General features: G+C 70.9%; 19 protein-coding genes, 1 pseudogene and 2 riboswitches. Of the genes and pseudogenes, 13 read left to right on the top strand and 7 right to left on the bottom strand.

The genetic code is table 11. The annotated features are described in order from the left end of the window. Positions 1-206 precede the first annotated feature (206 nt). From ACF08N_RS00170 to ACF08N_RS00140, 7 genes are all read left to right on the top strand, one after another. Positions 207-1,523, top strand: a complete 1,317-nt coding sequence (locus tag ACF08N_RS00170; RefSeq protein WP_392322263.1) for a flavin-containing monooxygenase — start codon at positions 207-209, stop codon at positions 1,521-1,523. A gap of 10 nt (positions 1,524-1,533) precedes the next feature. Further along, positions 1,534-2,004 carry a RidA family protein gene (locus tag ACF08N_RS00165; RefSeq protein WP_392322262.1) on the top strand — a complete coding sequence of 157 codons (471 nt, stop codon included), beginning with the start codon at positions 1,534-1,536 and terminating at the stop codon, positions 2,002-2,004. Beyond that, positions 2,001-2,675 carry a DUF1028 domain-containing protein gene (locus ACF08N_RS00160; protein WP_392322261.1) on the top strand — a complete coding sequence of 225 codons (675 nt, stop codon included), beginning with the start codon at positions 2,001-2,003 and terminating at the stop codon, positions 2,673-2,675. The genes ACF08N_RS00165 and ACF08N_RS00160 overlap by 4 nt, the downstream gene beginning before the upstream one ends. Continuing rightward, a complete protein-coding gene (locus tag ACF08N_RS00155; RefSeq protein ID WP_392322260.1) occupies positions 2,675-3,820 on the top strand; it encodes a M20 family metallopeptidase in 1,146 nt (381 codons plus the stop codon). Before ACF08N_RS00160 ends, ACF08N_RS00155 begins: the two co-directional genes overlap by 1 nt. A 364-nt stretch (positions 3,821-4,184) precedes the next feature. Next, positions 4,185-5,627, top strand: a complete 1,443-nt coding sequence (locus ACF08N_RS00150) for an aspartate ammonia-lyase (RefSeq protein WP_392322259.1) — start codon at positions 4,185-4,187, stop codon at positions 5,625-5,627. Positions 5,628-5,695: 68 nt separating this feature from the next. Then, positions 5,696-7,060 carry an MFS transporter gene (locus ACF08N_RS00145; RefSeq protein ID WP_392322258.1) on the top strand — a complete coding sequence of 455 codons (1,365 nt, stop codon included), beginning with the start codon at positions 5,696-5,698 and terminating at the stop codon, positions 7,058-7,060. A 67-nt stretch (positions 7,061-7,127) separates the two neighbouring features. Next, positions 7,128-8,048: a LysR family transcriptional regulator gene (locus ACF08N_RS00140; RefSeq protein ID WP_392322257.1), complete on the top strand. Its 921-nt coding sequence runs from the start codon at positions 7,128-7,130 to the stop codon at positions 8,046-8,048. Positions 8,049-8,120: 72 nt separating this feature from the next. On the opposite strand, the gene ACF08N_RS00135 is transcribed toward ACF08N_RS00140, so the two are convergent. Next, a complete protein-coding gene (locus ACF08N_RS00135) occupies positions 8,121-8,738 on the bottom strand; it encodes a TetR/AcrR family transcriptional regulator (RefSeq protein WP_392322256.1) in 618 nt (205 codons plus the stop codon). Positions 8,739-8,981: 243 nt separating this feature from the next. Here ACF08N_RS00135 and ACF08N_RS00130 point away from each other — a divergent pair, with 243 nt between their 5' ends. The 3 genes from ACF08N_RS00130 to ACF08N_RS00120 all read left to right on the top strand — a co-directional run bounded on the left by ACF08N_RS00130 (position 8,982) and on the right by ACF08N_RS00120 (position 13,515). Then, positions 8,982-10,454, top strand: a complete 1,473-nt coding sequence (locus tag ACF08N_RS00130; RefSeq protein WP_392322255.1) for an aldehyde dehydrogenase — start codon at positions 8,982-8,984, stop codon at positions 10,452-10,454. 70 nt (positions 10,455-10,524) lie between these two features. Continuing rightward, positions 10,525-11,892 carry an aspartate aminotransferase family protein gene (locus ACF08N_RS00125; protein ID WP_392322254.1) on the top strand — a complete coding sequence of 456 codons (1,368 nt, stop codon included), beginning with the start codon at positions 10,525-10,527 and terminating at the stop codon, positions 11,890-11,892. Between the two features lie 126 nt (positions 11,893-12,018). Beyond that, positions 12,019-13,515: an APC family permease gene (locus tag ACF08N_RS00120; protein WP_392322253.1), complete on the top strand. Its 1,497-nt coding sequence runs from the start codon at positions 12,019-12,021 to the stop codon at positions 13,513-13,515. Here ACF08N_RS00120 and ACF08N_RS00115 read toward each other — a convergent pair. The 4 genes from ACF08N_RS00115 to ACF08N_RS00100 form a co-directional block, all read right to left on the bottom strand. Next, entirely contained in the window at positions 13,512-13,757 is a 246-nt protein-coding gene (locus ACF08N_RS00115; protein WP_392322252.1) for a hypothetical protein, read from the bottom strand. The two genes, ACF08N_RS00120 and ACF08N_RS00115, sit on opposite strands and share 4 nt — an antisense overlap. A 449-nt stretch (positions 13,758-14,206) precedes the next feature. Then, positions 14,207-14,563 (bottom strand): hypothetical protein, encoded by a 357-nt coding sequence (locus ACF08N_RS00110; RefSeq protein ID WP_392322251.1) that lies wholly within the window; start codon positions 14,561-14,563, stop codon positions 14,207-14,209. 661 nt (positions 14,564-15,224) lie between these two features. Continuing rightward, the gene (locus ACF08N_RS00105; RefSeq protein WP_392322250.1) at positions 15,225-15,848 is read right to left on the bottom strand and encodes a hypothetical protein; all 624 of its coding nucleotides are present in this window, start codon (positions 15,846-15,848) and stop codon (positions 15,225-15,227) included. A gap of 18 nt (positions 15,849-15,866) precedes the next feature. After that, positions 15,867-16,865, bottom strand: coding sequence for an anion permease (locus ACF08N_RS00100; protein ID WP_392322249.1), 999 nt, complete (start codon positions 16,863-16,865; stop codon positions 15,867-15,869). 566 nt (positions 16,866-17,431) lie between these two features. Further along, a riboswitch (cobalamin riboswitch) is annotated at positions 17,432-17,565 on the top strand. Between the two features lie 133 nt (positions 17,566-17,698). Between ACF08N_RS00100 and ACF08N_RS00095 the strand changes: the two genes are divergently transcribed. Genes ACF08N_RS00095 through ACF08N_RS00085 form a run of 3 tightly spaced genes read left to right on the top strand, consistent with a single transcriptional unit; the run spans position 17,699 to position 20,601 of the window. After that, positions 17,699-18,778, top strand: coding sequence for a FecCD family ABC transporter permease (locus tag ACF08N_RS00095; RefSeq protein ID WP_392322248.1), 1,080 nt, complete (start codon positions 17,699-17,701; stop codon positions 18,776-18,778). Further along, the gene (locus ACF08N_RS00090; RefSeq protein ID WP_392322247.1) at positions 18,778-19,563 is read left to right on the top strand and encodes an ABC transporter ATP-binding protein; all 786 of its coding nucleotides are present in this window, start codon (positions 18,778-18,780) and stop codon (positions 19,561-19,563) included. Before ACF08N_RS00095 ends, ACF08N_RS00090 begins: the two co-directional genes overlap by 1 nt. Before the next feature lie 15 nt (positions 19,564-19,578). Next, entirely contained in the window at positions 19,579-20,601 is a 1,023-nt protein-coding gene (locus tag ACF08N_RS00085) for an ABC transporter substrate-binding protein (protein ID WP_392322854.1), read from the top strand. Here the strand turns inward: ACF08N_RS00085 and ACF08N_RS00080 are convergent. Then, positions 20,520-20,990: an XdhC family protein gene (locus ACF08N_RS00080; RefSeq protein WP_392322246.1), complete on the bottom strand. Its 471-nt coding sequence runs from the start codon at positions 20,988-20,990 to the stop codon at positions 20,520-20,522. The genes ACF08N_RS00085 and ACF08N_RS00080 overlap by 82 nt on opposite strands. After that, positions 20,987-21,818: pseudogene (locus tag ACF08N_RS00075) on the bottom strand (molybdopterin cofactor-binding domain-containing protein); the annotation flags it as partial. The gene ACF08N_RS00080 and the pseudogene ACF08N_RS00075, both read right to left, overlap by 4 nt. After that, positions 21,797-21,885: riboswitch (cobalamin riboswitch) on the bottom strand. It overlaps the preceding pseudogene by 22 nt. Between the last annotated feature and the right edge of the window lie 241 nt (positions 21,886-22,126).

Genomic DNA, 22,126 nt, shown 5'->3' with positions numbered 1-22,126 from the left:
GATCCGGCGCTGCTCATCGCCCGCCGGATCGACGGCCCACCGCAGAGGGGGCGGAACAGGAATTCCCGATGCCTGCCAGGCGAGGGGCGCCCCGCGCGACCAGATCTATTAATCAGATCGCATTCAACAGAAACATCTGTTGGACAGTTTTTCAGGTGCGCCCCGAGGATGTGTCGTGCGGTAGCGCAGGTCAACGCGACACCGGGATGGACTACCGCCTGAGTGGAGAGGCTGAAATGCCGAGCGAAGAGACTGACGTAGTCGTCGTCGGTGCGGGCCAGGCAGGTGTGGCGATGAGCGAGCACCTGGGGGCCCACGGTGTGCCGCACATCGTGCTGGAGCGGCACCGTATCGCCGAGCGGTGGCGTTCGGAGCGGTGGGATTCCCTGGTCGCGAACGGGCCCGCGTGGCACGACCGGTTCCCGGGGCTGGAGTTCTCCGATGTCGACCCCGATGACTTCGCCTCGAAGGATCAGGTCGCGGACTACTTCGTCACGTACGCCGAGAAGATCGGTGCCCCGATCCGTTGCGGTGTCGAGGTGACCTCGGTGCGCAAGCGCGCCGGTCGTCCCGGCTTCCGGGTCGAGACGTCGGAGGGTGCCATCGACGCACAGTTCGTCGTGGCTGCGACCGGACCGTTCCAGCGGCCCGTGATCCCGCCCATCGTCCCGCACGGCGCCGTCGACGTGCAGATCCACTCAAGCGGCTACCGCAACCCGGAGCAGCTTCCCGAGGGCGCGGTCCTCGTGGTCGGGGCCGGCTCCTCGGGGGTCCAGATCGCCGACGAGCTGCGCCGGTCCGGTCGCCGGGTCTTCCTTTCCGTCGGTCCGCACGACCGTCCTCCCCGCGAGTACCGCGGACGTGACTTCTGCTGGTGGCTCGGTGTGCTCGGGCTCTGGGACGCGGAGACGCCTCCCCGAGGTGCCGAACATGTCACCATCGCGGTCAGCGGAGCCCGCGGCGGGCACACCGTGGACTTCCGTGCCCTGGCCGGCACCGGCATCGAACTCGTGGGCCTGACCGCGTCCTACGACGACGGCGTACTGCGTTTCGCACCGGACCTCGCCACGAACATCGCGCTCGGCGACGCCAAGTACCTGGCGCTCCTCCGGTCGGCCGACGAGTACGTCGAGCGCAATGGTCTCGCCCTTCCCGAGGAGCCGGAGGCCCACGTCCTCGGGCCGGACCCGCAATGCGTGACCGAACCCCGACTGGAGCTCGACCTGGCCGAGGCAGGCGTCACCTCGATCGTCTGGGCAACGGGCTTCGCCACCGATTACAGCTGGCTCGAGGTCGACGCGTTCGACGACAACGGCCGACCGGACCAGCGACGAGGAGTGTCCAGCGAGCCCGGCGTCTACTTCCTGGGCCTGCCCTGGCTGTCCCGCCGCGGGTCGAGCTTCATCTGGGGTGTCTGGCATGACGCCCGGCACATCGCCGACCACATCACGACCCGGCGGGGCTACCTCGCGTACGACACCACCGACCGGGCCGGCGCTGCGCCGGCGACTCGGAAGAGCTGAGGAGCAGACAATGACCTCCACGAGCGAGGGCCGCCCGGTGAAGGCCCCGATCGTCGCCGGCGGGCACACCCGGATCCGTCCGTTCAACACGCGCGACACCTATCCCGAGCAGAACCTCGACAACGACCTCTGCCAGGCCGTCGTCGCCGGCGGCACGGTGTACGTCCGGGGCCAGATCGGCCAGGACCTCGACACCAGCGAATCCGTCGGCATCGGCGATGTCGAGGCGCAGGCCGAGCAGGCCATGGCGAACATCAAGATGCTGCTCGAAGAGGCAGGCAGCCGGATGGAGCACCTGGTCAAGCTGACCATCTATCTGATCGACCCGCGCTACCGCGAGGCGGTGTACCGCACCGTGGGCCGCTGGACCAAGGGCGTGCATCCCATCTCCACCGGCCTGGTGGTCTCGGCCCTCGCCCGCCCGGAGTGGCTGTGCGAGATCGACGCCGTCGCCGTGATCCCCGGGGAGGAGCGGGCATGACGTTCTCCCTGGTGGTCCGCGACGGTGAGCGGTTCGGCATAGCGGCCAGCTCGTCGAGCCCGGCGGTCGCCGCCCGGGTCGTTCATCTGCGGCCCGGGGTCGGCGCGGCGGCTTCGCAGAACGTCACCGACCCCACGCTCGGCACGAGCCTGTTGGACGGGCTGGCGGCCCACGGCGACGCGGCCCGCGCGCTGGCCGACGTCACCGGTGCGGCCCGGAACGCGAACACCATCGAATACCGTCAGCTGACCGTGCTGGGCCGTTCCGGGCCCGGGTTCGCCCACAGCGGTTCGCGGACGCTGGGCAGGCACGCCTCGGCCACCGCGGACGGCGCGGTGGCCGCCGGCAACATGCTGTCCGGCGAGCACATCCCCGGTGTTCTCCTCGACGCCTACGCCGCGGCCACCGGGGAGCTCGAAGAGCGTCTGCTCGCTGCCATGAAGGCCGCCGTCGCGGCCGGCGGCGAGGAAGGGCCGGTGTACTCCGCGGGTCTGGCGGTCGTCGCGGACGTCGGCTGGCGGGTGACCGACCTGCGGGTGGACTGGGCGGACGATCCCTTGGAGCGGCTCGGCGAGCTCCTCGACGTCTGGCTGCCGCAGCGGGACGACTATGTGCGGCGTGGAGTCGATCCCGCTTCCGCCCCCTCGTACGGCGTCCCGGGGGACCAGTGATGGGCGCGCTGAAAGAGGCGGCCCGGCAGGCGGTCGACCGTCATGCCGACGAACTGATCGGTCTTTCCGAGCGGCTGCACGCCGACCCGGAGACGGCCTGGGAGGAACACCGGGCCGCCGCCTCCGTGCCGGAACTGCTGGACCGCGCCGGATTCGACGTCACGTCGTCGTATCTGGGCCTGGAGACCGCGTTCTACGCCCGCTTCGGCAGCGGGCCCGTCCGGATCGCGCTGTGCGCCGAGTACGACGCGCTGCCGGGCCTGGGCCACGCGTGCGGACACAACCTCATCGCGGCGAGTGCGGTCGGGGCCGCCCTCGGCCTCGCCGCCGTCGCCGACGAGGCCGGCCTGACCGTCGAGGTCTACGGGACGCCGGCCGAGGAAGGCGGCGGCGGCAAGATCGAGATGCTCGACCGGGGCGCCTTCGCCGGAGTGGACCTCGCGATGATGGTGCATCCGGCGCCGGTCGACGTCGCCGAGGCCCGCCCGTTCGCGGTCAGCCACTCCAAGATCTCCTACACCGGCAAGTCCGCGCACGCCGCGGCCTATCCGGAGGCCGGGGTGAACGCGGCGGACGCGTTCACCGTGGCCCAGGTCGCGATCGGCCTGCTGCGCCAGCAGCTGCCGGCCTCGGCCCGGGTGCACGGTGTGGTGACGCACGCCGGGGACGCCCCGAACGCCATCCCGGAGCGGTCGACCGGACGGTGGTACGTGCGGGCCGAGACGCTCGCCGAACTGGCCGAGCTGGAGCCACGGGTGATGCGGGCCTTCGAGGCCGGAGCCCTGGCGACCGGCTGCGAGCTGGAGATCGAGCCGGAGAGCAAGCCGTACGCGGAGTTCCGCACGGACGAGGCCGCCCTCCGGCACTACCGGGCGAACGCCCTCGCGCTCGGGCGGGAGTTCGCGCCGCCCGGGCAGGCCGCGCGGATGAACCGGGCCTCCACCGACATGGGCAACGTCTCGCAGGTGGTGCCGGCCATCCACCCCTACATCGGCATCGGATCCCTGCCCGCCACCAACCACCAGCACGAGTTCGCCGCGTACTGCGTGGGCGGCACCGCGCAGCGGGCCCTGCTCGACGGGGCGGTCGCGCTGGCCTGGACCGGCGTGGACCGCGGCGCGCCGGCCGGGGGAGGGGCGGCGTGACGGGGACGGCCGCCGCGACCGCACCGGCCGGACGCGCGCCGCGGAAGGACCCGGGCGAGGTCACGCCCCGCCCACTCCGGTGCGGCGGCGGTCGCCGCCGGCCGGCTCGATCAGGCGCGCCACCGCCACCTGCGGCCGACCGCGGCCGCCCGGCGCCGCACCGACGTCTTCGACGCAGGCCACGCGTGGGCCGGCCCCGGCCGGTACACGGTGACGGCCCGCGCACTCGGCCGGGCGTGGACGGACGCCGGCGCCCCGGTGACGGCCTCTGGGGCGCGTCCACCGGGCGTTGCCGCGGCAGCGGGACCCGTCCCGGTGTGTCGTCCACAGGTCCCCTCGATCCCCGACGCCTCGAAGGACATCGATGACCCTGACCACAGACCCCACGCGCACCGCCCCGGCCGGCACCAGGCGCCGGACGGAGCACGACATGCTCGGCGACGTCGACGTGCCGGCGGACGCCTACTACGGTGCGCACACCGCCCGCGCGGTGGCCAATTTCCCGCTCACGGGGGAGACCCTGGCCACCCGGCCGCACCTGATCGGCGCCCTGGCGGCGGTGAAGCACGCCGCGGCCCACGCCAACGCCGAGGTCGGCGCCCTGGACGGCACCCTCGCCTCGGCGATTGCGGACGCCTGCGCCGAGATCCGTGACGGCGCGCTGCGGGACCAGTTCGTGGTCGACCTCATCCAGGGCGGGGCGGGCACGTCGACCAACATGAACGCCAACGAGGTGATCGCCAACCGCGCCCTGGAACTGCTCGGACGCTCCCGCGGCGCGTACGCGGTCCTGCACCCCCTCGACCACGTCAACCTCGGTCAGAGCACCAACGACGTCTACCCGACGGCGTTGAAACTGGCGCTGGACGCGCACGTCGCCGAATTGCTCGCCGCCCTGGCCGGCCTGCGCGCGGCCTTCGGGACCAAGGCCACCGAGTTCGCCGACGTGCTGAAGATGGGCCGCACCCAGCTGCAGGACGCCGTGCCCATGACGCTCGGCCAGGAGTTCGGGGCGTTCGCCGCCACCCTCGCCGAGGACGAACAGCGGCTCGCCGAGGCCAGAGGGCTGCTGCACGAACTCAACCTCGGCGGCACGGCGATCGGCACCGGGCTCAACGCCCGCCCGGGCTACCGGGAGCGGGCGGTGGAGCACCTGCGCCGGCTGACAGGGATCACGACACTCGTGTCCTCGCCCGACCTCATCGAGGCCACCCAGGACGTCGGGGTCTTCGTCCAGCTGTCCGGCGTGCTCAAGCGCATCGCCGTGAAACTGTCCAAGATCTGCAACGACCTGCGGCTGCTGTCATCGGGACCGCAAGCCGGACTCGGCGAGATCAACCTCCCCGCGCGGCAGGCGGGTTCGTCCATCATGCCCGGCAAAGTGAATCCGGTGATCCCCGAGGCGGTCAATCAGATCGCCTTCGAGGTCATCGGCAACGACGTGACCGTCACCCTCGCGGCCGAGGGCGGCCAGCTCCAGCTCAACGCCTTCGAGCCGGTCATCTACCGGAGTGTGAGCGCCGGCATCGACCACCTGACGGCGGGGATCGCGATCCTCGCCGAGCACTGCGTACGCGGCATCACCGCCAACCGGGACCGGCTCGCGGCAACCGTCGCCGCCTCCACCGGACTGGTCACCGCGCTCGGCCCCGCGCTCGGCTACGAGACCGCCTGCGCCGTCGCGCTGGAGGCCCACCACACCGGCAGGCCCGCGCTCGAGCTGATACGCGAGCGCGAGCTGCTGACCGAGGCGGAACTGCTTGAGCTCACCAGCCCCGCCTCTCTGACCGGCAGGCCCGCGCTCTGAGGGCGCGGCGCCGGCGGTCCCGGCCCAGTGTGACTTGCTTCTCCACCCATTCCCCCGAGGAGGCGCGCATGCGCACCTGTAACAGCGGCGCTACGACGACCGACGCGGCGGTGGCCACCGACGTGGTCGCCCTGCGCAGGAGCGTCGTCGCGGGAGCCGTCGGCGTGTTCGTGCACTGGTTCGACTGGGCTGCCTACGCCTATCTCGCCGGTATCATCGCGACCGTGTTCTTCCCCGCCGGGAACAGCACCACCGGACTGCTCGCCGTGTTCGGCGTGTTCGCCGTGTCGTTCGGCATCCGGCCGATCGGTGCCCTGGTGTTCGGGCCGCTGGGCGACCGGATCGGCCGCAAGCGCACCCTGTCCTTGGTCATCTTCATGATGTCCGGCGCGACCCTGGCGATCGGTCTGCTGCCCGGCTACGCGTCGATCGGGATCGCCGCCCCGGTGCTTCTGGTTCTCCTGCGCCTGATCCAGGGCTTCGCCGCGGGCGGCGAGTTCGGCAGCGCGGCGAGCTTTCTCGCCGAGAGCGCGCCCAGGCGCCGTCGCGGATTGGGTGTGAGCTGGCTGGAGGTCGGATCCCTGCTCGGCTTCCTGGCAGGCTCGTTCGTCTTCCTGCTGCTGTCCACCGGGCTCGACGACGAGCAGCTCACCTCCTGGGGCTGGCGCATCCCGTTCCTCATCTCCGCCCCGCTCGGCGTCATCGGCTTCATCATCCGCGACAAGATCGAGGACACCCCGGAATACCGGACGCTCGAAGCGAGCGGCAGCGTCCCACGCAGTCCCGTGCGGGAGCTGCTGCGCTCCCACAAGCGGCAGCTGCTCCAGGCGGCGGGCCTGATGGCGGCCATGCACGTCCCCTTCTACGCGGTGCTGACGTACCTGGTCACCTACGAGACCGACCACCTGGGGCACTCGCCCGGCAGTGCGGCCCTGCTGTCCACGGTGATCTCACTGCTCGGGCTCGTGCTCGTGCCGCTGTTCGGCATGCTGTCCGACCGGGTGGGACGCAAGCCCGTGTTCGTCGGGGCGACGGCCGCCCTGCTGGTCATCGCCACCCCGGCCTTCCTCCTGATGAGGACCGGGCTCGCCGGGACCTGGATCGCCGGTCTGCTGCTCGGCGTGATCCTGGCGGCGATCCTCGGCACGTACGCGGTGTGGGCGGCGGAGGCCTTTCCCACCCGCACGCGCCAGAGCGGTCTGTCCGTCGCTTACAACGTCACCGCCGCCCTGTTCGCCGGCACCGTGCCGTACCTGATGACCGTGCTCATCTCCGCGACCGGCAGCACCCTGGTGCCGGGCCCGTACCTGATGGTGTTCGCCGCCGGCGGTCTCGTCGCAGCCCTGTCCCTGCGGGAAACCGCAGGTTCCGCCCTGCTGCACGCCGGGGACGTGTCCGACGGGACGGCCCCCGAGGCCCGCCAGGTGCACTGACCGGGACCGGCGGACGGTGCCGCATAGGGTCGGCACCGACACGGATCACCGGGCGCAAGGGTCACACATGACGTCACCAGTGGGTTTCACCCTCGTACAGCTCCGCTATTTCCTCGTCGCCGCCGAACGCGGTTCCATGACGGAGGCCGCGGCGGAGCTGCACATCGCGCAGTCCGCCGTGTCCACGGCCGTCTTCAACCTGGAGCGGGACCTGCGGGTGCAGCTGTTCATCCGCCGGCGGGGCCGGGGACTGACCCTCACACCTGGCGGGGAGAGGCTGCGGCAGCAGGCGCGGGACATGCTGGCCCGCGCCCGCGAGGTGGAACGGGAGGCGCGGGGAGACGGCGAGAACCTCTCCGGGCCGGTGGCCGTCGGCTGCTTCGTGACGCTGGCCCCCTACTACCTGCCGCCGCTGTTCAGCGAGTGCACCAGCCGCTGTCCAGGCATCGAGATCGAGGTGGTGGAGGGGGAGGCGGACCAGCTCGTGCGCGCCCTTGCCGCGGGGCGCGTCGATTTCGCCCTCACCTACGACCTTGGCCTGGCGGCCGAGCCGGCCCTGTACAGCGAGACGATCGCCCGCGCCCCGGCCTACGTCATCGTCCCGGCCGGTCATCCGCTGGCCGGTCGGGGCAGTGTGGAGCTGGCGGAGCTCTCCGCGGAACCGCTCGTCCTGCTGGACCTGCCCCACAGCCGCGACTACTTCCGCTCGCTGGTGGCCGCCACCGGCACCGCGCCCGATGTCCGCTACCGGACCACGAGCTACGAGACCGTGCGCTCCCTGGTGGCCAGGGGACTGGGCTACTCCGTGCTCAACCAGCGGCCGGCGACGAGTCAGACCTACGGCGGCGGCGAGGTCGCGGAACTGCAGCTCCGGGACGGCAGCCCGCTCGAAGTCACGATCGCCTCGCTGGAGGGCATGACCCAGACCGCCCGCGCCCGGGCGGTGATGGACCTGCTGCGGGAGATCGGCGCCCGCCGCCTGGTCTGAGCCGGCAGCCGGCAGCCGGCAGCCGGCAGCCGGTTTCCGGGGGAGGGGTGGACGAGCGGTGGCCGCCGGACCCTACAGATCGGCGCAGCCCGTCACTGCCCGCGCATGGGCCAGCATCAGCTCACGGGCCCTGGCCGGGTGCAGAGCCGCGTTGTGGCTGACGATGTGCAGACCGTATCCGTCTTCCAGCGCCACCAGCCCGTGCGCCTGATCGTGCGCGGACCCGGTGAGGGTGAACACGCCCGTCGCCGCGCCGACTTCGAGCGCGGTGGTGTAGAGCGCGACCTCCCGGGCGAAGAGCGAGGTCATCAGTTCGGCGTGGCCCGGGCTGCGGCCGGCGCGCCGGTGCAGTTCGTACAGCAGCCCGTGGACCGGATCGTCCGCCGTGCTCGGCAGGCCGCTGTCCAGCAGGGCGCGCAGCCGTGCCGCGGGACCGTCGGCGGGCGCCTCGTCGTAGGCCTGCTGCCGGGAGGCCAGGTAGCTCTCGACCGCGCCCCGGTGCACCTCCAGGACGAGGTCGTCGAGCTCGGGGTAGTAGTACAGGACCGAGCCCTGGGAGACGCCCGCCGCGTCCGCGATGTCCTTGATGCGCAGGCCCTCCAGCCCCCGTTCCGCGATGGCCTGCCCGGCGGCGGAGACGAGGGCCTGCCTGCGTGCCGTCTGGTTGCGTGGTCTGCCTGCTTTCCCCATGGTGCGTGATTCTCTGTGATCCGGATCAGTCTTGGCAAGAAGCTCTTGCCGAGAGTCTTGACGGCCGTTTCACCTATTGTTTGAATCTCGACTCAAAGAAATCGGCGCGGACTCCACTGCGGAGTGCCACGCCTGTGTCGCGCCGCCGTTCCCGGCCGGCGGGCTCCGAGACGGCCCGCGCCGCACCTGATCCGAACGGGCACCGGCTCACCCACGTCCCACGACGCAACCGAAGGCCACACCATGCAGATGTACGCCCACTGGCGGCAGCGCGCCGCCGACCTCACGCCACGGACGCGCCTGTTCATCGACGGAGCGTGGGCCGACCCCGCCGACGACCGGTGGATCCCGACCGTGAACCCCGCCACCGGCAAGACCACCGCCCACGTGGCGGCCGGCTCGGCCGCCGACGTCGACCGGGCCGTGACCGCGGCCCGCACCTCCTTCGAGGACGGCCGCTGGTCGCGCAGCGCGCCCGCGGAGCGCAAGCGGGTCCTGCTCGCCCTCGCCCGCCTCATCGAGGAGCACGGCGAGGAACTCGCCCTCTGCGACACCCTCGACATGGGCAAGCCCATCGCGGAGTCCCACAGCACCGACGTGCCCGGCGCCGCCGGCGTCTTCGCCTGGTACGCCGAGGCCGCCGACAAGCTGTACGACGAGGTCGCCCCCGCCCCGCCCGGCAATCTCGCCCTCGTGCGCCGCGCACCGCTGGGCGTCGTCGGCGCCGTGGTGCCCTGGAACTTCCCCCTGGACATCGCGAGCTGGAAGCTGGCGCCGGCCCTGGCCGTGGGCAACAGCGTCGTACTCAAACCGGCCGAGCAGTCCCCGCTGTCCGCGCTGCTGCTGGCCGAACTGGCCGCCGAAGCGGGACTGCCCGACGGCGTGCTGAACGTCGTCCCCGGCCCGGGGGATACGACCGGGCGGGCCCTCGGTCTGCACCCGGACGTGGACACCCTGGTCTTCACCGGGTCCACCGCCGTGGCCCGGCGCTTCCTCGCCTACGCGGCCGAGTCGAACATGAAGCAGGTCTGGCCCGAGGCCGGCGGCAAGAGCCCCAACCTGGTCTTCGCCGACGCCGACCTGGAGACCGCCGCGGAACGCGCCGCCTGGGGCTTCGTCTACAACGCCGGGCAGGTGTGCTCGGCCAACACCAGGCTGCTCGTCGAGGCGTCCGTCGCCGAGGAGTTCACGGCCAGAGTCGCCGAACACGCCCGTGCCTGGCGGCCGGGCGACCCGCTCGACCCCGCGACCCGCCTCGGACCGCTCGTCGACCAGGCCCAGGTGGACCGCATCCTCGAAGCCCTGCGCTCATCGGACGGCACGCTCGTGTGCGGCGGCACACGGCCCGACCGCGACGGCGCCTACCTCGACCCCACCGTCGTCACCGGCCTCGGCCCCGAGGCCCCGCTCGTCCGGGAGGAACTGTTCGGCCCGGTGCTGACCGTGCTGCCCTTCCACGACGAAACCGAGGCGGTCCGCCTCGCCAACGACTCCGCCTACGGACTGGCCGCGTCCGTGTGGACCCGGGACCTCGGCCGGGCCCACCGCGTCGCCGACGCCCTGCACGCGGGCACCGTGTCCGTCAACACCGTCGACGCGCTCAGCCCGTTCACCCCCTTCGGCGGATTCAAGCAGTCCGGCCACGGCCGCGACCTCTCCCTGCACTCCTTCGACAAGTACACCGGCCTGAAGACGACCTGGATCACCCATGGCTGACCGCGCCGGCGACAACAGACCTTCCGCCCACACCACGCAACACCGGTATCCAACAAAGGACACACCACTCATGGCCCTCGACGCCGCAGACCTCACCCGGCTGGACCGGGCGCACATCATCCACCCCTACCTGCCGGGCAACGCCACCGAACGCGTCATCATGACCTCCGGCTCCGGCTGCCGCCTCACCGACAGCGAGGGCCGCGGCTACCTCGACGCCACCGGCGGCCTCTGGCTGGCCCAGGTCGGCCACGGCCGCACGGAACTGGCCGACGTCGCCCACGAGCAGATGAAGAAACTGGAGTACTTCACCAGCTTCTGGGAGTTCTCCAACGAGCGCGCCATCGAACTCGCCGCGCGCCTCGCCTCCATCGCCCCCGACCCCCTCAACCACGTCTACTTCACCTCGGGCGGCTCCGAGGGCAACGAGGCGGCCATCAAGATGGCCCGGTACTACCACCACCGGCGCGGGGAGAGCAGCCGGACCTGGATCCTGGCACGCAGCAAGGCGTACCACGGCATCGGCTACGGCGGCGGCTCGGCCACCGGCTTCCCCCTCTACCACGAGGGCTTCGCCCCGATGATGCCGCACGTCTCCCACCTGACCCCGCCGTGGCCCTACCGCTCCGAGCTGTACGGCGACCAGCCGCTGAGCCCCGCGCAGGTCACCGACTTCCTCATCCGCGAACTGGAGGAGCGCATCGCGGACATCGGCCCCGAGAACATCGCCGCGGTGATCGGCGAACCCATCATGGGAGTCGGCGGCATGCTCGTCCCGCCGGCCGACTACTGGCCGCGGGTGCGGGAGGTTCTCGACCGGCACGGCATCCTGCTGATCTTCGACGAGGTCGTCACCGCCTACGGCCGCGTCGGAAAGTGGTTCGCCGCCCAGCACTTCGGCGTCACTCCGGACATCATCGTCACCGCCAAGGGCATCACCTCCGGCTACGTCCCGCTCGGTGCGCTCCTGGTGGGCGACCACATCGCCGAGGTCCTGCTGCGCGAGCACGGCTTCCCCATGGGCTACACCTACAACGGCCACCCCGTCGCCACCGCGGTGGCCACCGCGAACCTGGACCTCATCGAGAAGGAGGGCCTCCTCGCCCGCGCGACGAGTCTGGGCGCCTTCCTCCACAGCGAACTGGAGGCCCAGCTGGGCGACCTGCCGATCGTCGGCGAGATCCGCTCCGTCGGCATGATGCTCGCCGTCGAACTCGTCCGGGACCGCGCCACCCGCGAGCCCCTGCCCCTGAACCCCGACCGGATGCCCCACGACGTCATCCGCCGCGAGACCGGCGTCATCGTCCGCGACTCCGCTCACAGCCTGGTGCTGTCCCCGCCGCTCATCATGACGGAGGCCGAGGCCAAGGAAGCGGCCTCCGCTCTGCACGGAGTCCTGGAGCGCACCGAACCCACCGGTGAGATCCGCGCCGCCTGACGCCCTCCGGGGAGGCCGGCATGCCGCCGGCCTCCCACCCAGCAGCAACTGACACGGAACCCCACGCCGTTGCCGGCGCCCCGCACGCGCCACCCCGCAGTCATCACCTTCCCCTAGGAACTGCCCGTGTCCTCCAACATCACGTCGCGACCACCCCAAGCGGCAACCTCTCCGCTCCAGCGCAGCCTCAAGCGCTTCGACATCACCGCCATGGCCATCGCGGCGGTCATCTCCTTCGACACCGTCGGGCAGATCGCCACCGGCGGCGGCGAGGCCGCCACCTGGACGGCGGCCATCGCCCTGTTCTTCCTCGTCCCCTACGCCCTGCTGTTCGCCGAGACCGGCGCCGCGTTCCCCCAGGAGGGCGGCCCGTACGTGTGGGTGAAGCTCGCCTTCGGCCGCTCCGCGGCCGCACTCACGACGCTCATGTACTGGGTTACCAACCCCATCTGGCTGGGCGGCTCCCTGGTCTTCCTCGCCGCACAGACCTGGGACGGCTTCGTCTTCCACCTGGGGTCGGGCACGGTGGCCGACTACACCTTCAAGCTGCTGTTCGTCTGGATCGCCATCCTCACGGCCGTCGTGTCCCTGCGCCGCGGCAAATGGATCACCACCGCGGGCGCGGCGATGAAGGTACTGGCCCTCGCCGTGTTCACCCTCACCGCTGTGTTCTACGGGGTGCAGCACGGCTTCGACGGCCTGACCGACACCAGCTTCACCCCGACGACCGCAGGCTTCCTCGCCCTCGTGCCGATCCTGCTGTTCGCCTACGTCGGCTTCGAGGCACCCAACGCCGCCGGCGAGGAGATGCACGACCCCCAGCGCGACGTGCCCGCCGCACTCGGACGCTCCGCGGCCGTCGCGGCCTGCTGCTATCTGCTGCCGGTCCTCGCCCTCCTTGCCGTCGTACCCGCCGACCAGGTCACGGGCATCGGCGGCTTCATGGAAGGCGCCCGCCTCGTCTTCGGTGTCTACGGCGGCGCGGCCGGCCCCCTGCTGAAGATCACCGCCGTCATGTTCGTCTTCGCCCTGCTCACCCAGGGCAGCGCCTGGATGATCGTCAGCGACCGCATGCAGGCCATGGCCGCGGCCGACGGGGGCTTCTTCAGGCGAGGGCTCGGCGCCTTCCACCCCCGGCTCGGGACGCCGGTACGAACGAACCTGCTCTCCGGCGCCGTGGCCACGGTCTTCATGCTGGTCGCCATGCAGGTGGCGGACGGCGACGCCGGCGCCGTGTTCGCCGTGGTGCTCACCGTCGCGGTCACCACCCTGCTGCTGTCGTACCTGGTCGTCATTCCCGCGCTGGTCGTCCTGCGGATCCGCCGGACGGACGTCCCGCGGCCCTATCGCGTCCCCTTCGGCACGCGCGGCTTCCTGCTTTGCGCGGCGCTCGTCTACGCGTGGATCCTGATCGGGTCGTGGTCGGCGCTCTTCCCCGGAGTCCTGGAACAACTCGTCGGCATCGACTACGTCTTCCACGACGTCTGGGGCGTCTCCCGTGCCGCGTTCGAAGCCTTCACCCTCGGCACCGTCGCCGTCCTGCTGATCGTCGGCGTCATCGGCGTGGCGGTGGCCCGCCGCCAAGACGCCGTACGGGGCGCAGCCTTCGGGGCCGGTTCTTAGTCTCCGTGCTTCGGCTGCGACACAGTCCAATGTGATCGGAAGAGCGGAAGTGCCTTCTGTGCCGGGGCGATGAGGCTTGTACGTGCCAACAGGTCAGCGAGAGCCTGCTTTTGAGCCGGGTGCGTGATCGGCACGGTGTTCAGGTCTGTGCTCATCAGCCAGTCGAACAGCACGATGGCGTCGGGGCGCCACAGGCGGAGATCGACGGTCGGCTTGGACCCCCATGGGAAGCCAGTTTCCATGGGGGCATCATGCCAGGTCAGCTGCGTGCAGAACTGCCCAGCTCAAGGAGTGTGCGCCTGCTTGCCCAACCTTCGGCGGCAAACTTCGCGGTCATTGAACTTCGATGGCACTGATCAAGGTTCGATGTCGCGGGACATCAGCCGACCACGCAGCCGTGAAGCCGGGCAGGCCTGTGCAGGAAATCGAACGTTGTCCCCGTGGGCGGGATGGGCCTCACCGATCGCCAACGCCGCATCCGCGACCACATCGCAGGGACGGGGGACAGTCCCCAACGTGCGCGAGATCGGCGCGGCCGTGGGACTCAAGGGCACCGGATCGGTCGTCTACTTTCGCTCCGCGTCCGCCCGCCAGCTGAGCGGGGTCCCGTAAATGGTCTGTGAGTTGCCCGGGGAGTGGTTGGCCGTGGTGCGGCCACCCGTCTCCTTGCGGCCTGACAACGCCCCTGGAGTCACGTGCGCGGCGCCAGCGCACCGCCTGGATCATCCAGCACGGTGCGCGCGAGTCGCCGGAAGACTCGCAGAGCCTCCAACGCGTATCCCCGCTGCTCGTCAGGTGGGAAGTGGTCACGGAATAGGCGACGTGGAGGAGTAACGCACCACGTGCCCAAGACCGTTGCCGCCCATTTCCGCTCGGAGTCGACGACTCGCAGGGCGGCAGCCGCCACCAGCTCCGGTCCCTCAACGTCGACCACCGCTCCGCGCCGATCGAGAACGCCCAGTAACTCGCGCCCCCGACGGAACGTCTCCCTGATCTGGTCACGTGCCTGCCGGTCCCGCCGCACGAGGTGGTGTGCCTCTTCGGTCACGTTGTGGTGCTCCATCGCAGCGGCAAGAAACTCGGCATAGGCATCCCGTCGTACTTGCCGACGCCATTGCACGTGGGTCGACCGGGCCTGCGACCTGCCGCTGAGATAGGCCGCCCCCAATGCGCCTCCAGCACCTAGCGCCGCTCCCGCTAGAGCAGCCCCCGCCCCCAACCACGCCACTGCGCCGGCATCCATGCCACCGATCATGCACCGAAACTCGGCGAGAGGTGCCGGTGCGACCACAGTTACGGGATAGCCCTTGAGCGCCGTCTACTGGATAAACCGGCCCGGGCAGCGCCTGTGCCTCATCGACATCGTTTGGCTTGGCTGACAAGCCGGACAGCTGATAGGGCGGACCATTGCCGTATTCGGAGTCGGCTGGCTCGTCGGCCAGCTCCTGTGCGGATGGCTCTCCGACCGACTCGGCCGACGCGCCACCCTGATCGGCACGATGCTCGCGGCCAGAGCCGCCCTGCCCGTGCTCGCTGCCGCCGAGTCGACCGCCGCTGTCGTCGCCGTCGTCGCCGTCGTCGCCGTCGTCGCAACAGCGTTCGTGGTGGACGTCGTGTACGACGCCATGTCGGAGCCCGTCACGTGGTTCCCGGCCGGGAGCTGCCGGCTGTCCATGGCCTGGATTCGGCCCGGCTTCGCAGGCCGGGATTCATCCGCGCTGCGAGGAGCTCTCCGAGTGGGTCGGTGCCTGTTCCCTGGTGGTTCGGACCCGGGCCTCGGTCACGGCCCGGTGAAGGAGCCGGGACAGGCGCTGGTCGGCGTCGGGGGCGGTGAGCAGGACGCGGAGGGCGTGTTCGAAGTGGTGGTGGCCGGGGCCGTGCCACCACAGCGTGTCGGCGATGCGGGCCGGTGTCGTCGAGGTACGGGCTCGGGCGAGCCGCTGGGCCCGGGCGTGACAGGCCGCGCTGCGGCATTTCAGGCGCCGAGAGTCGGGCCGCACGCGGCGGGCGGCGTCCACGACCGTGCCCACCAGCAGCGGACCGTAGGTGCGGTCGGCGGGGTCCGCGTTGGCGAGATCGGCGGCCAGCGGCCACAGGGCCTGGCGGGTGGTGTCGTCGACGACGTCGTTGACCGCACGGGCGAGCGCGGCGAGTACCGGATGGGTGCCGGGCGGGCGGTCGGTGAAGCGGCCGGTGGCCAGCAAGGAGGCCGCCTCCATCAGGCAGGCGCCGTCGTCGGGGTGCAGATGGGCGAAGCGGGCTGGCACGGGGAGGCCGTCGGGGAGTCCGGCGCGTGGTGGCCTGCCCGACGTGGGAGTGGGTGGGGTGGGCATCGTGGGCCTCCGCTGAGGTCACAGGCCAGTGATGGCTTGCAGGATCAGGTAGAGGGCAGCGGCGGGCAGACCGGCTCCGGGGAAGGTGAGGATCCACGCGGTGCCGATGGAACGGGCCACCTGCCAGCGCACGGCCTTGATGCGCCGGGTCGCGCCGGCGCCCAGGATGGCCGCGGTGATCGTCTGGGTGGTGGAGATCGGGGCCTTGAAGACGAACGCGGTGGTGTAGAGGACGGCCGTGGCGGCGGTCTCGGCGGCGAAGCCGCGCGGCGGGTCGAGGTGGACGATTCGTCGGCCGAGGGTGGTGATGATGCGGCGTCCGCCGCTGTAGGTGCCGGCGGCCATAGCCGCGGCGACGGCCGCGATCACCCAAAGGGGTACGGAGAAGTCGTCCTGCCATCCGGCCGTGACCATGGCGAGGACGATGACGCCCATGGTCTTCTGCGCGTCCTGCAGCCCGTGTCCGAGACCCATGGCGGCGGCTGAGATGGTCTGCGCGATGCGGAAGCGGCGGGTGACGGGGCGCGGAGCGGAGCGGCGGAACGTCCACAGGATGATCGTGTGCAGTGTGTAGCCGAGGGCCACGCCGACCAGCGGGGACAGCAGCATGGGCAGCAGGACCTTGTCCACAATGCCGGTCCAGTGCACGGTGGCGGAGGCGGCGAGGGCGGCACCGACCAGTCCGCCGATCAGGGCGTGGGACGACGAGGTCGGCAGCCCCCGCCACCAGGTGAAGATGTTCCAGCCGATCGCGCCGATGAGCGCGCACATCACCAGCAGCAGGCCCGACAGTTCCTCAGGTGCACCGATGATGCCGCTGCCGACGGTCTTGGCTACCTCGGTGCCCAGGAAGGCGCCGAGGAAGTTCATCACGGCGGCCATGGCCAGGGCGATCCGGGGCGTGAGGGCCCGGGTGGAGATGGAGGTGGCAATCGCGTTCGCGGCGTCGTGGAAGCCGTTGGTGAAGTCGAACGTCAGCCCCACGATGATGATCAGCACCACCAGAGTGAGCTCCATGGCCGGATCACCTTTCGCCACGCACACGGTCCCGGACGGCCGCACGCGCCCTCGCCCTGTCTCCATCCTGCCGCGAAACCGCCGCGGGTACCGGGCACGGACACGCGACACGCACACGGCCGATGAAGGTCGCTCTGCTCGGACCGGAACGGCCGGCTGGTATACCAACCACGGCGCCGGGTGCGGCACCGTGGAACGGGCTTACTCCACTGTTCGACAGCCAGCTCGCAGGAACGGACGGTGAGCACTTCGCGCCGGCCCTGCACCTGACTTCGTGGAACGCCGCGGCGAACACCTGCGACGACGCGTACAGCTCCCGGCACATCCCGGGGCCCCTGAGTGCCCTGCCCGGAGAACAGGAACGCGACCTTGTGGCCGCTCATCGCGGCACCCCGCACCACGGAGGGCGAGTCCTCGCCGCGGGCCGGCGCGTCCAGGCCGCAAGCCGCTCCGCCGGGTCGCCGGCGAGGACGACACCCCGGTGCCCGAACGCAGACCGGGCCGTGGCCGGCGACAGCCCGACCTGCGCGGCGGTCAGCTCCGGCCGCTCCCGTACGAAGCCCCGCAGCGGGTACACGCTATGCTGCAAGCGCCCCGCGGGGGAAGTCCGGTCGAAGTCCGGCGCTGACCCGCAACGGTAGGCGGAGCCCAACACGTGGCTCCGTAAGCCCGATTACCCGCGGTGGTGAAGGCTCCTGTCAATTCGCCGTGGACTGCGAGAGGGTGCTGCACAGGGCGCCCCGCGTCCCGGGCCGCTCCTTTGCTCACGTGGGCGCACGGCCTGAGGCGAAGGCGATCCGCCCGTGGCCACACCCCTGGAATGCGAACATGCGGTGCCACGACCCACGGCCCTCACCGTGACCGGCCCCGCGCCGTCCAAGCGCGTGTCATTGCCGCTCCTCCTTTCCGCCCTGTGCGCCGCGCTCGTGCTCTCCATCGTCTGCGGGGCGGGGATGGGGGCGTCGGGGCTGTCGTGGGGCGAGGTGCTGCGTCATCTGTGGGCCGGGCTGACCGGCGGATCCATATCCCATGACGAAGTCCCGGCGTACACCATCGTGTGGGAACTGCGCTTTCCGCGAGCCGTGCTGGCCGCGGTCGTCGGGGCCGGTCTGTCGGCCGTCGGCGTCGCCGTGCAGGCCATGGTCCGCAACGCCCTCGCCGACCCGTTCGTCCTCGGTATCTCCTCGGGCGCGGCCGTCGGCGCCAATGCTGTCCTCCTCTTCGGAGCCTTCGGCGCTCTCGGTCTGTGGGCCCTGTCCACGGCGGCGTTCCTCTCCGCGCTGCTCGCCATGACGCTGGTGTACGCGATCGCCCGAACCGCTGGTGGTCTGACCCCGCTGCGGCTCGTCCTGACGGGCACCGCGATGTACTACGGCTTCTCGGCCGTCACCACGTCCATGGTGTTCGCGGCCGAACGCGGCGAGGCGGCCCGCTCCGCGATGATGTGGCTGCTCGGCAGCCTCGGCGGAGCCAACTGGGCCTCCGTGCCGATCGCCGCGGGAGCCGTGCTCGCCGGCCTCGCCCACCTCACTGTGTCGGCGCGCCGCCTGAACGCCCTCGCGATGGGTGACGAGACCGCGGCCGCCCTCGGGGTGGACGCGGGGAGGCTGCGCAAGGAGCTGTTCCTGGTCTGTGCCGCCGTCACAGGGGCCGTGGTCGCGGTGAGCGGTGCGATCGGTTTCGTCGGTCTGATGGTTCCGCACGCCGCACGAATGCTGGTCGGCGCGGACCATCGCCGGCTGCTGGCCGTCGCCCCACTCGCGGGCGCCGTCCTGCTGATCTGGGTGGACATCCTGTCGCGCGTGGTGCTCGCGCCCGTCGAGCTGCCGGTGGGCGTGCTGACCGCCGTCATCGGCGTGCCGTGCTTCGTCCTGCTGATGCGCCGCCGCTCCTACACCTTCGGAGGTGCCTGATGCGGATCGACATAGACGCACTGACGGTCGAGATCGCCGGCGCGCGGCTGGTGAGTGAGGCCACGCTACGCGCGGCGGACGGACAGGTCGTCGGGCTCGTCGGGCCCAACGGCAGCGGCAAATCAACGCTGTTGCGCTGCGTCTACCGGGCCCTGCGTCCCTCGACCGGCACGGTCCGGCTCGGCGGTGAGGATCTGCACTCCCTGAGCGCGCGCGAAGGCGCCCGTCGGCTGGCCGCCCTGCCCCAGGAAGCGGTCACCGAGTTCGACTTCACGGTCGCCGAGGTCGTGGCGATGGGGCGGCTGCCGCACCAGCGGTCGGTGGCCCGGACCACCGACGAAGACCGGAAGGCGTGCGAGTCCGCGCTGGTGAGGGTCGGCGCCGGCCATCTCGCCGACCGTGGCTTCCTCACCCTCTCCGGCGGCGAGAAGCAGCGGGTCCTGATCGCCCGCGCGCTCGCGCAGCAGCCGAGCGTACTGGTGCTCGACGAGCCGACCAACCACCTCGACATCGCCCAGCAGTTGGAAGTGCTGGCTCTGGTGCGCGGCAGTGGGCTGACCGTGCTCACCGCGCTGCACGACCTCAACCTCGCCGCGCTCCACTGCGACCTGCTCCACGTCATCGACAGCGGCCGGATCGTCGCCTCCGGCGCTCCGCACGACGTGCTCACGCCCGAATTGCTGGCCGAGGTCTTCGGCGTACGGGCGCACCGTGTACCGCATCCGGAGTCCGGCGCCGTGCAGCTGCTCTTCGACCGTCTCCTGCCCACTCAGCCCGCTTCATGAGGAGCCATGGCCATCATGCCGAATCTCGTACGCCCCTTTGCACTCGCACTCGCCACCGCCCTGGTGCTCACCGGATGCGGCGCGGAGGTCACCTCTCAGGACGAGGAGGGGGGTGGTGACAAGGCACGCGGCGGCCACTATCCGGTGACCATCGAGAACTGCGGCCAGAAGAAGAGCTACGACAAGGCGCCACAGCGCGTGGTCACCAATGACGTCGGCATCACCGAAATCATGTTCGCGCTCGGACTCGAGGACCGTATGGCGGGCTATGTGATGCCCGATGACAGGGGCGATCTCACATCCGTTCCCTGGAAGGACGCTTACCAGAAGACGAAGTGGCTCTCGAAGAAGACGATCAACAAAGAGCTGGTCCTCGATGCACGCGCCGATCTGGTCTTCGCGGGCTGGAACTACGGCTTCAACGAGGGGGAGGGCTTCAGTCCCGCCGAGCTGGAGAAGGTGGGCATCGACTCGTATGTGCTGAGCGAATCGTGCCGCAACGGGCAGGGAAAGGCACGCGGGGTGATGCCGCCGCTCGAAGCGCTGTACACCGATCTGCGGAACCTGGGAAAGATCTTCGACGTCGAGGACCGTGCCGAGGCCTTCATCGCGGACTTCCGGAAGCAAGTGGCCGCAGCGCAGGCGAAGGCCCTGAAGGGCGCTGACCGTCCGCGCGTCTTCCTCTTCGACGACGGGCAGGACAAGCCGCTGACCTCGGGTCTGTACGCCGGGCCGCACGACATCATCACCAAGGCGGGTGGCGATCACGTGATGAAGGACCTCGAGGACAGCTGGGCGACGGTGGGCTGGGAGACCGTGGTCGAGCGAGACCCCGAGGTGATCGTGATCAACGATTACGGAGACACCACCGCGGACCAGAAGCGGAAGTTTCTGAAGTCCTACCCCCCGCTCGCCGGCGTCTCGGCAATCAAGAACGACCGGATCGTCGTCCTCGACTACGCGGAGCTGGTGGAAAGCCCGCGCAATCCCGCGGCCATCGCCTCACTTGCCGCGGACCTGAGGAAATTCGCCTCGTGACCTGACCGGCAGAGGGCCCGGTCTCGTCTGACGCGTACGACATTGCCGTCGCGGGTGCCGACCAGGCCGACGCCGTCGGTGATGGTTCGCTCTCCGCGGCCTCCTCGCGGGCCGCCCACGACCTGGGCCACCGCGGCTGGCCGGCCCGCCACCACCTCGGCCAGGGCTGCGGTGAGGTGGGGCTGCACCGCGGGGTCCACCCGCTGTGTCAGGATCTCGATCTCGCCACCGCAGGTCAGGCCCACGGCGAAGGCGTCGGAGTCCGAGTAGCCGAAGCGCGTCAGTACCGGAGCACCGCCCGATTCGAGCGTTTCCCGGCACAGTTCGTAGACCGCTGCCTCCGCGCAGCCGCCGGAGACGCTGCCGATCACGTCGCCGTCCGCGCTCACCGTGAGGGCGGTGCCGGGGGCAGAGGTGCGCTGCCGCTGACGTCGACGACGGTGGCGAGGGCGAGGGGACGGGCTTCCCGGCACCAGGCGTACAGCGTTTCCGCGATGTTCAGCATGGACGGGTCTTCCTGACAGGCCCTGGTGTGCCCTGCGTGGCGGGGGGCGGCTGCCACACCGAGCTGGACGATTTCGCCGATGCCCTCGACGCCGATGGGGTCGGCCTCGTAGTCCTCGCCGTCGAGGTAGATGGCTTTGAGGTCGGGGATGTCGGTGTTGACGGGGACGAGGTAGTTGGCCAGGTCGGCGTTCACGATCGGGCCGTCGCGGTGGTCGATGACCCCGTGCTCCAGCAGGGCCTGCCCGATGCCGCCTACCATGCGGCCGAGGGCCTGGCTGTCGGCGAGCTTGGGGCTGATGACCCGGCCCACGTCGTACACGCCGAGCCGAGTGCGCCGAGGACCGGTGGGACTCTTCGGGAGCGTAGGAGCCGAGCGTGTCGAGGTGGGTGCGGTTGTCGCGGGCCGGCAGCCGCTGGTACGTCTCTCCGCGCCCGGGGTTGTCCTTCACGTGCAGTCGGCCGCCGCGTACGAGGACGGTGGCGGCGTCGGCGCCGTACAGCGGCGAGTCCTCGTCCTCGACGGCGAGTTGGATCGCCTGCTTGCGCAGCTTGTCGCAGCCGTCCTGGACGGCGGAGCCGACCATGGCCATGGTCATGGAGCCGCCGTGCGGCGGGGTCAGCGGCATGCGGGAGTCGCCGAGCCGGAAGGTCACGTTGCGCATGGTCAGGCCGAAAGCGTCGGCGGCGACCTGGCTCATGGAGGTGTAGGTGGCGGTGGCCACGCGTGGCAGTCGCTCGCCAGTCACAGTGGCGGGACCGCGCCGGACTCTCACCGGCTTCCTCGTCCGCCATCGCTCGGGCGGCGCCCAGCCGGGCGACGGCCGAGGCGCAGGCGATGCCGAAGGCGAGTGAGGTGGCGAAAGCGAGGTGCTTCGAGAAGCCGTCGGCGAGCGGGTAGATCTGCCACGTCAGGTAGATGGCGAGGGAGCTGCCGGCCACGGGGCCGGCGGCCTTGTCGACGCGGTGCCTGCCCGGCAGGTAAGGGAACCACACCAGGAGCAGGAAGCCGGCCATGACG

Origin of the sequence: Streptomyces sp. NPDC015127 (assembly GCF_043080095.1) — a bacterium.
In the GTDB taxonomy this organism is placed as follows: Bacteria; Actinomycetota; Actinomycetes; order Streptomycetales; family Streptomycetaceae; genus Streptomyces.
This window is presented reverse-complemented; position numbering and strand designations above follow the sequence as displayed.

Bases quoted from the DNA above. Each gene is read 5' to 3' on its own strand.
- ACF08N_RS00160 (WP_392322261.1), top strand. From the start codon at position 2,001: ATGACGTTCTCCCTGGTGGTCCGCGACGGTGAGCGGTTCGGCATAGCG.
- ACF08N_RS00115 (WP_392322252.1), bottom strand. From the start codon at position 13,757: ATGGAAACTGGCTTCCCATGGGGGTCCAAGCCGACCGTCGATCTCCGC.
- ACF08N_RS00165 (WP_392322262.1), top strand. From the start codon at position 1,534: ATGACCTCCACGAGCGAGGGCCGCCCGGTGAAGGCCCCGATCGTCGCC.
- ACF08N_RS00125 (WP_392322254.1), top strand. From the start codon at position 10,525: ATGGCCCTCGACGCCGCAGACCTCACCCGGCTGGACCGGGCGCACATC.
- ACF08N_RS00145 (WP_392322258.1), top strand. From the start codon at position 5,696: ATGCGCACCTGTAACAGCGGCGCTACGACGACCGACGCGGCGGTGGCC.
- ACF08N_RS00135 (WP_392322256.1), bottom strand. From the start codon at position 8,738: ATGGGGAAAGCAGGCAGACCACGCAACCAGACGGCACGCAGGCAGGCC.
- ACF08N_RS00150 (WP_392322259.1), top strand. From the start codon at position 4,185: ATGACCCTGACCACAGACCCCACGCGCACCGCCCCGGCCGGCACCAGG.
- ACF08N_RS00130 (WP_392322255.1), top strand. From the start codon at position 8,982: ATGCAGATGTACGCCCACTGGCGGCAGCGCGCCGCCGACCTCACGCCA.
- ACF08N_RS00155 (WP_392322260.1), top strand. From the start codon at position 2,675: ATGGGCGCGCTGAAAGAGGCGGCCCGGCAGGCGGTCGACCGTCATGCC.
- ACF08N_RS00105 (WP_392322250.1), bottom strand. From the start codon at position 15,848: ATGCCCACCCCACCCACTCCCACGTCGGGCAGGCCACCACGCGCCGGA.
- ACF08N_RS00085 (WP_392322854.1), top strand. From the start codon at position 19,579: ATGCCGAATCTCGTACGCCCCTTTGCACTCGCACTCGCCACCGCCCTG.
- ACF08N_RS00100 (WP_392322249.1), bottom strand. From the start codon at position 16,865: ATGGAGCTCACTCTGGTGGTGCTGATCATCATCGTGGGGCTGACGTTC.
- ACF08N_RS00170 (WP_392322263.1), top strand. From the start codon at position 207: ATGGACTACCGCCTGAGTGGAGAGGCTGAAATGCCGAGCGAAGAGACT.
- ACF08N_RS00140 (WP_392322257.1), top strand. From the start codon at position 7,128: ATGACGTCACCAGTGGGTTTCACCCTCGTACAGCTCCGCTATTTCCTC.
- ACF08N_RS00090 (WP_392322247.1), top strand. From the start codon at position 18,778: ATGCGGATCGACATAGACGCACTGACGGTCGAGATCGCCGGCGCGCGG.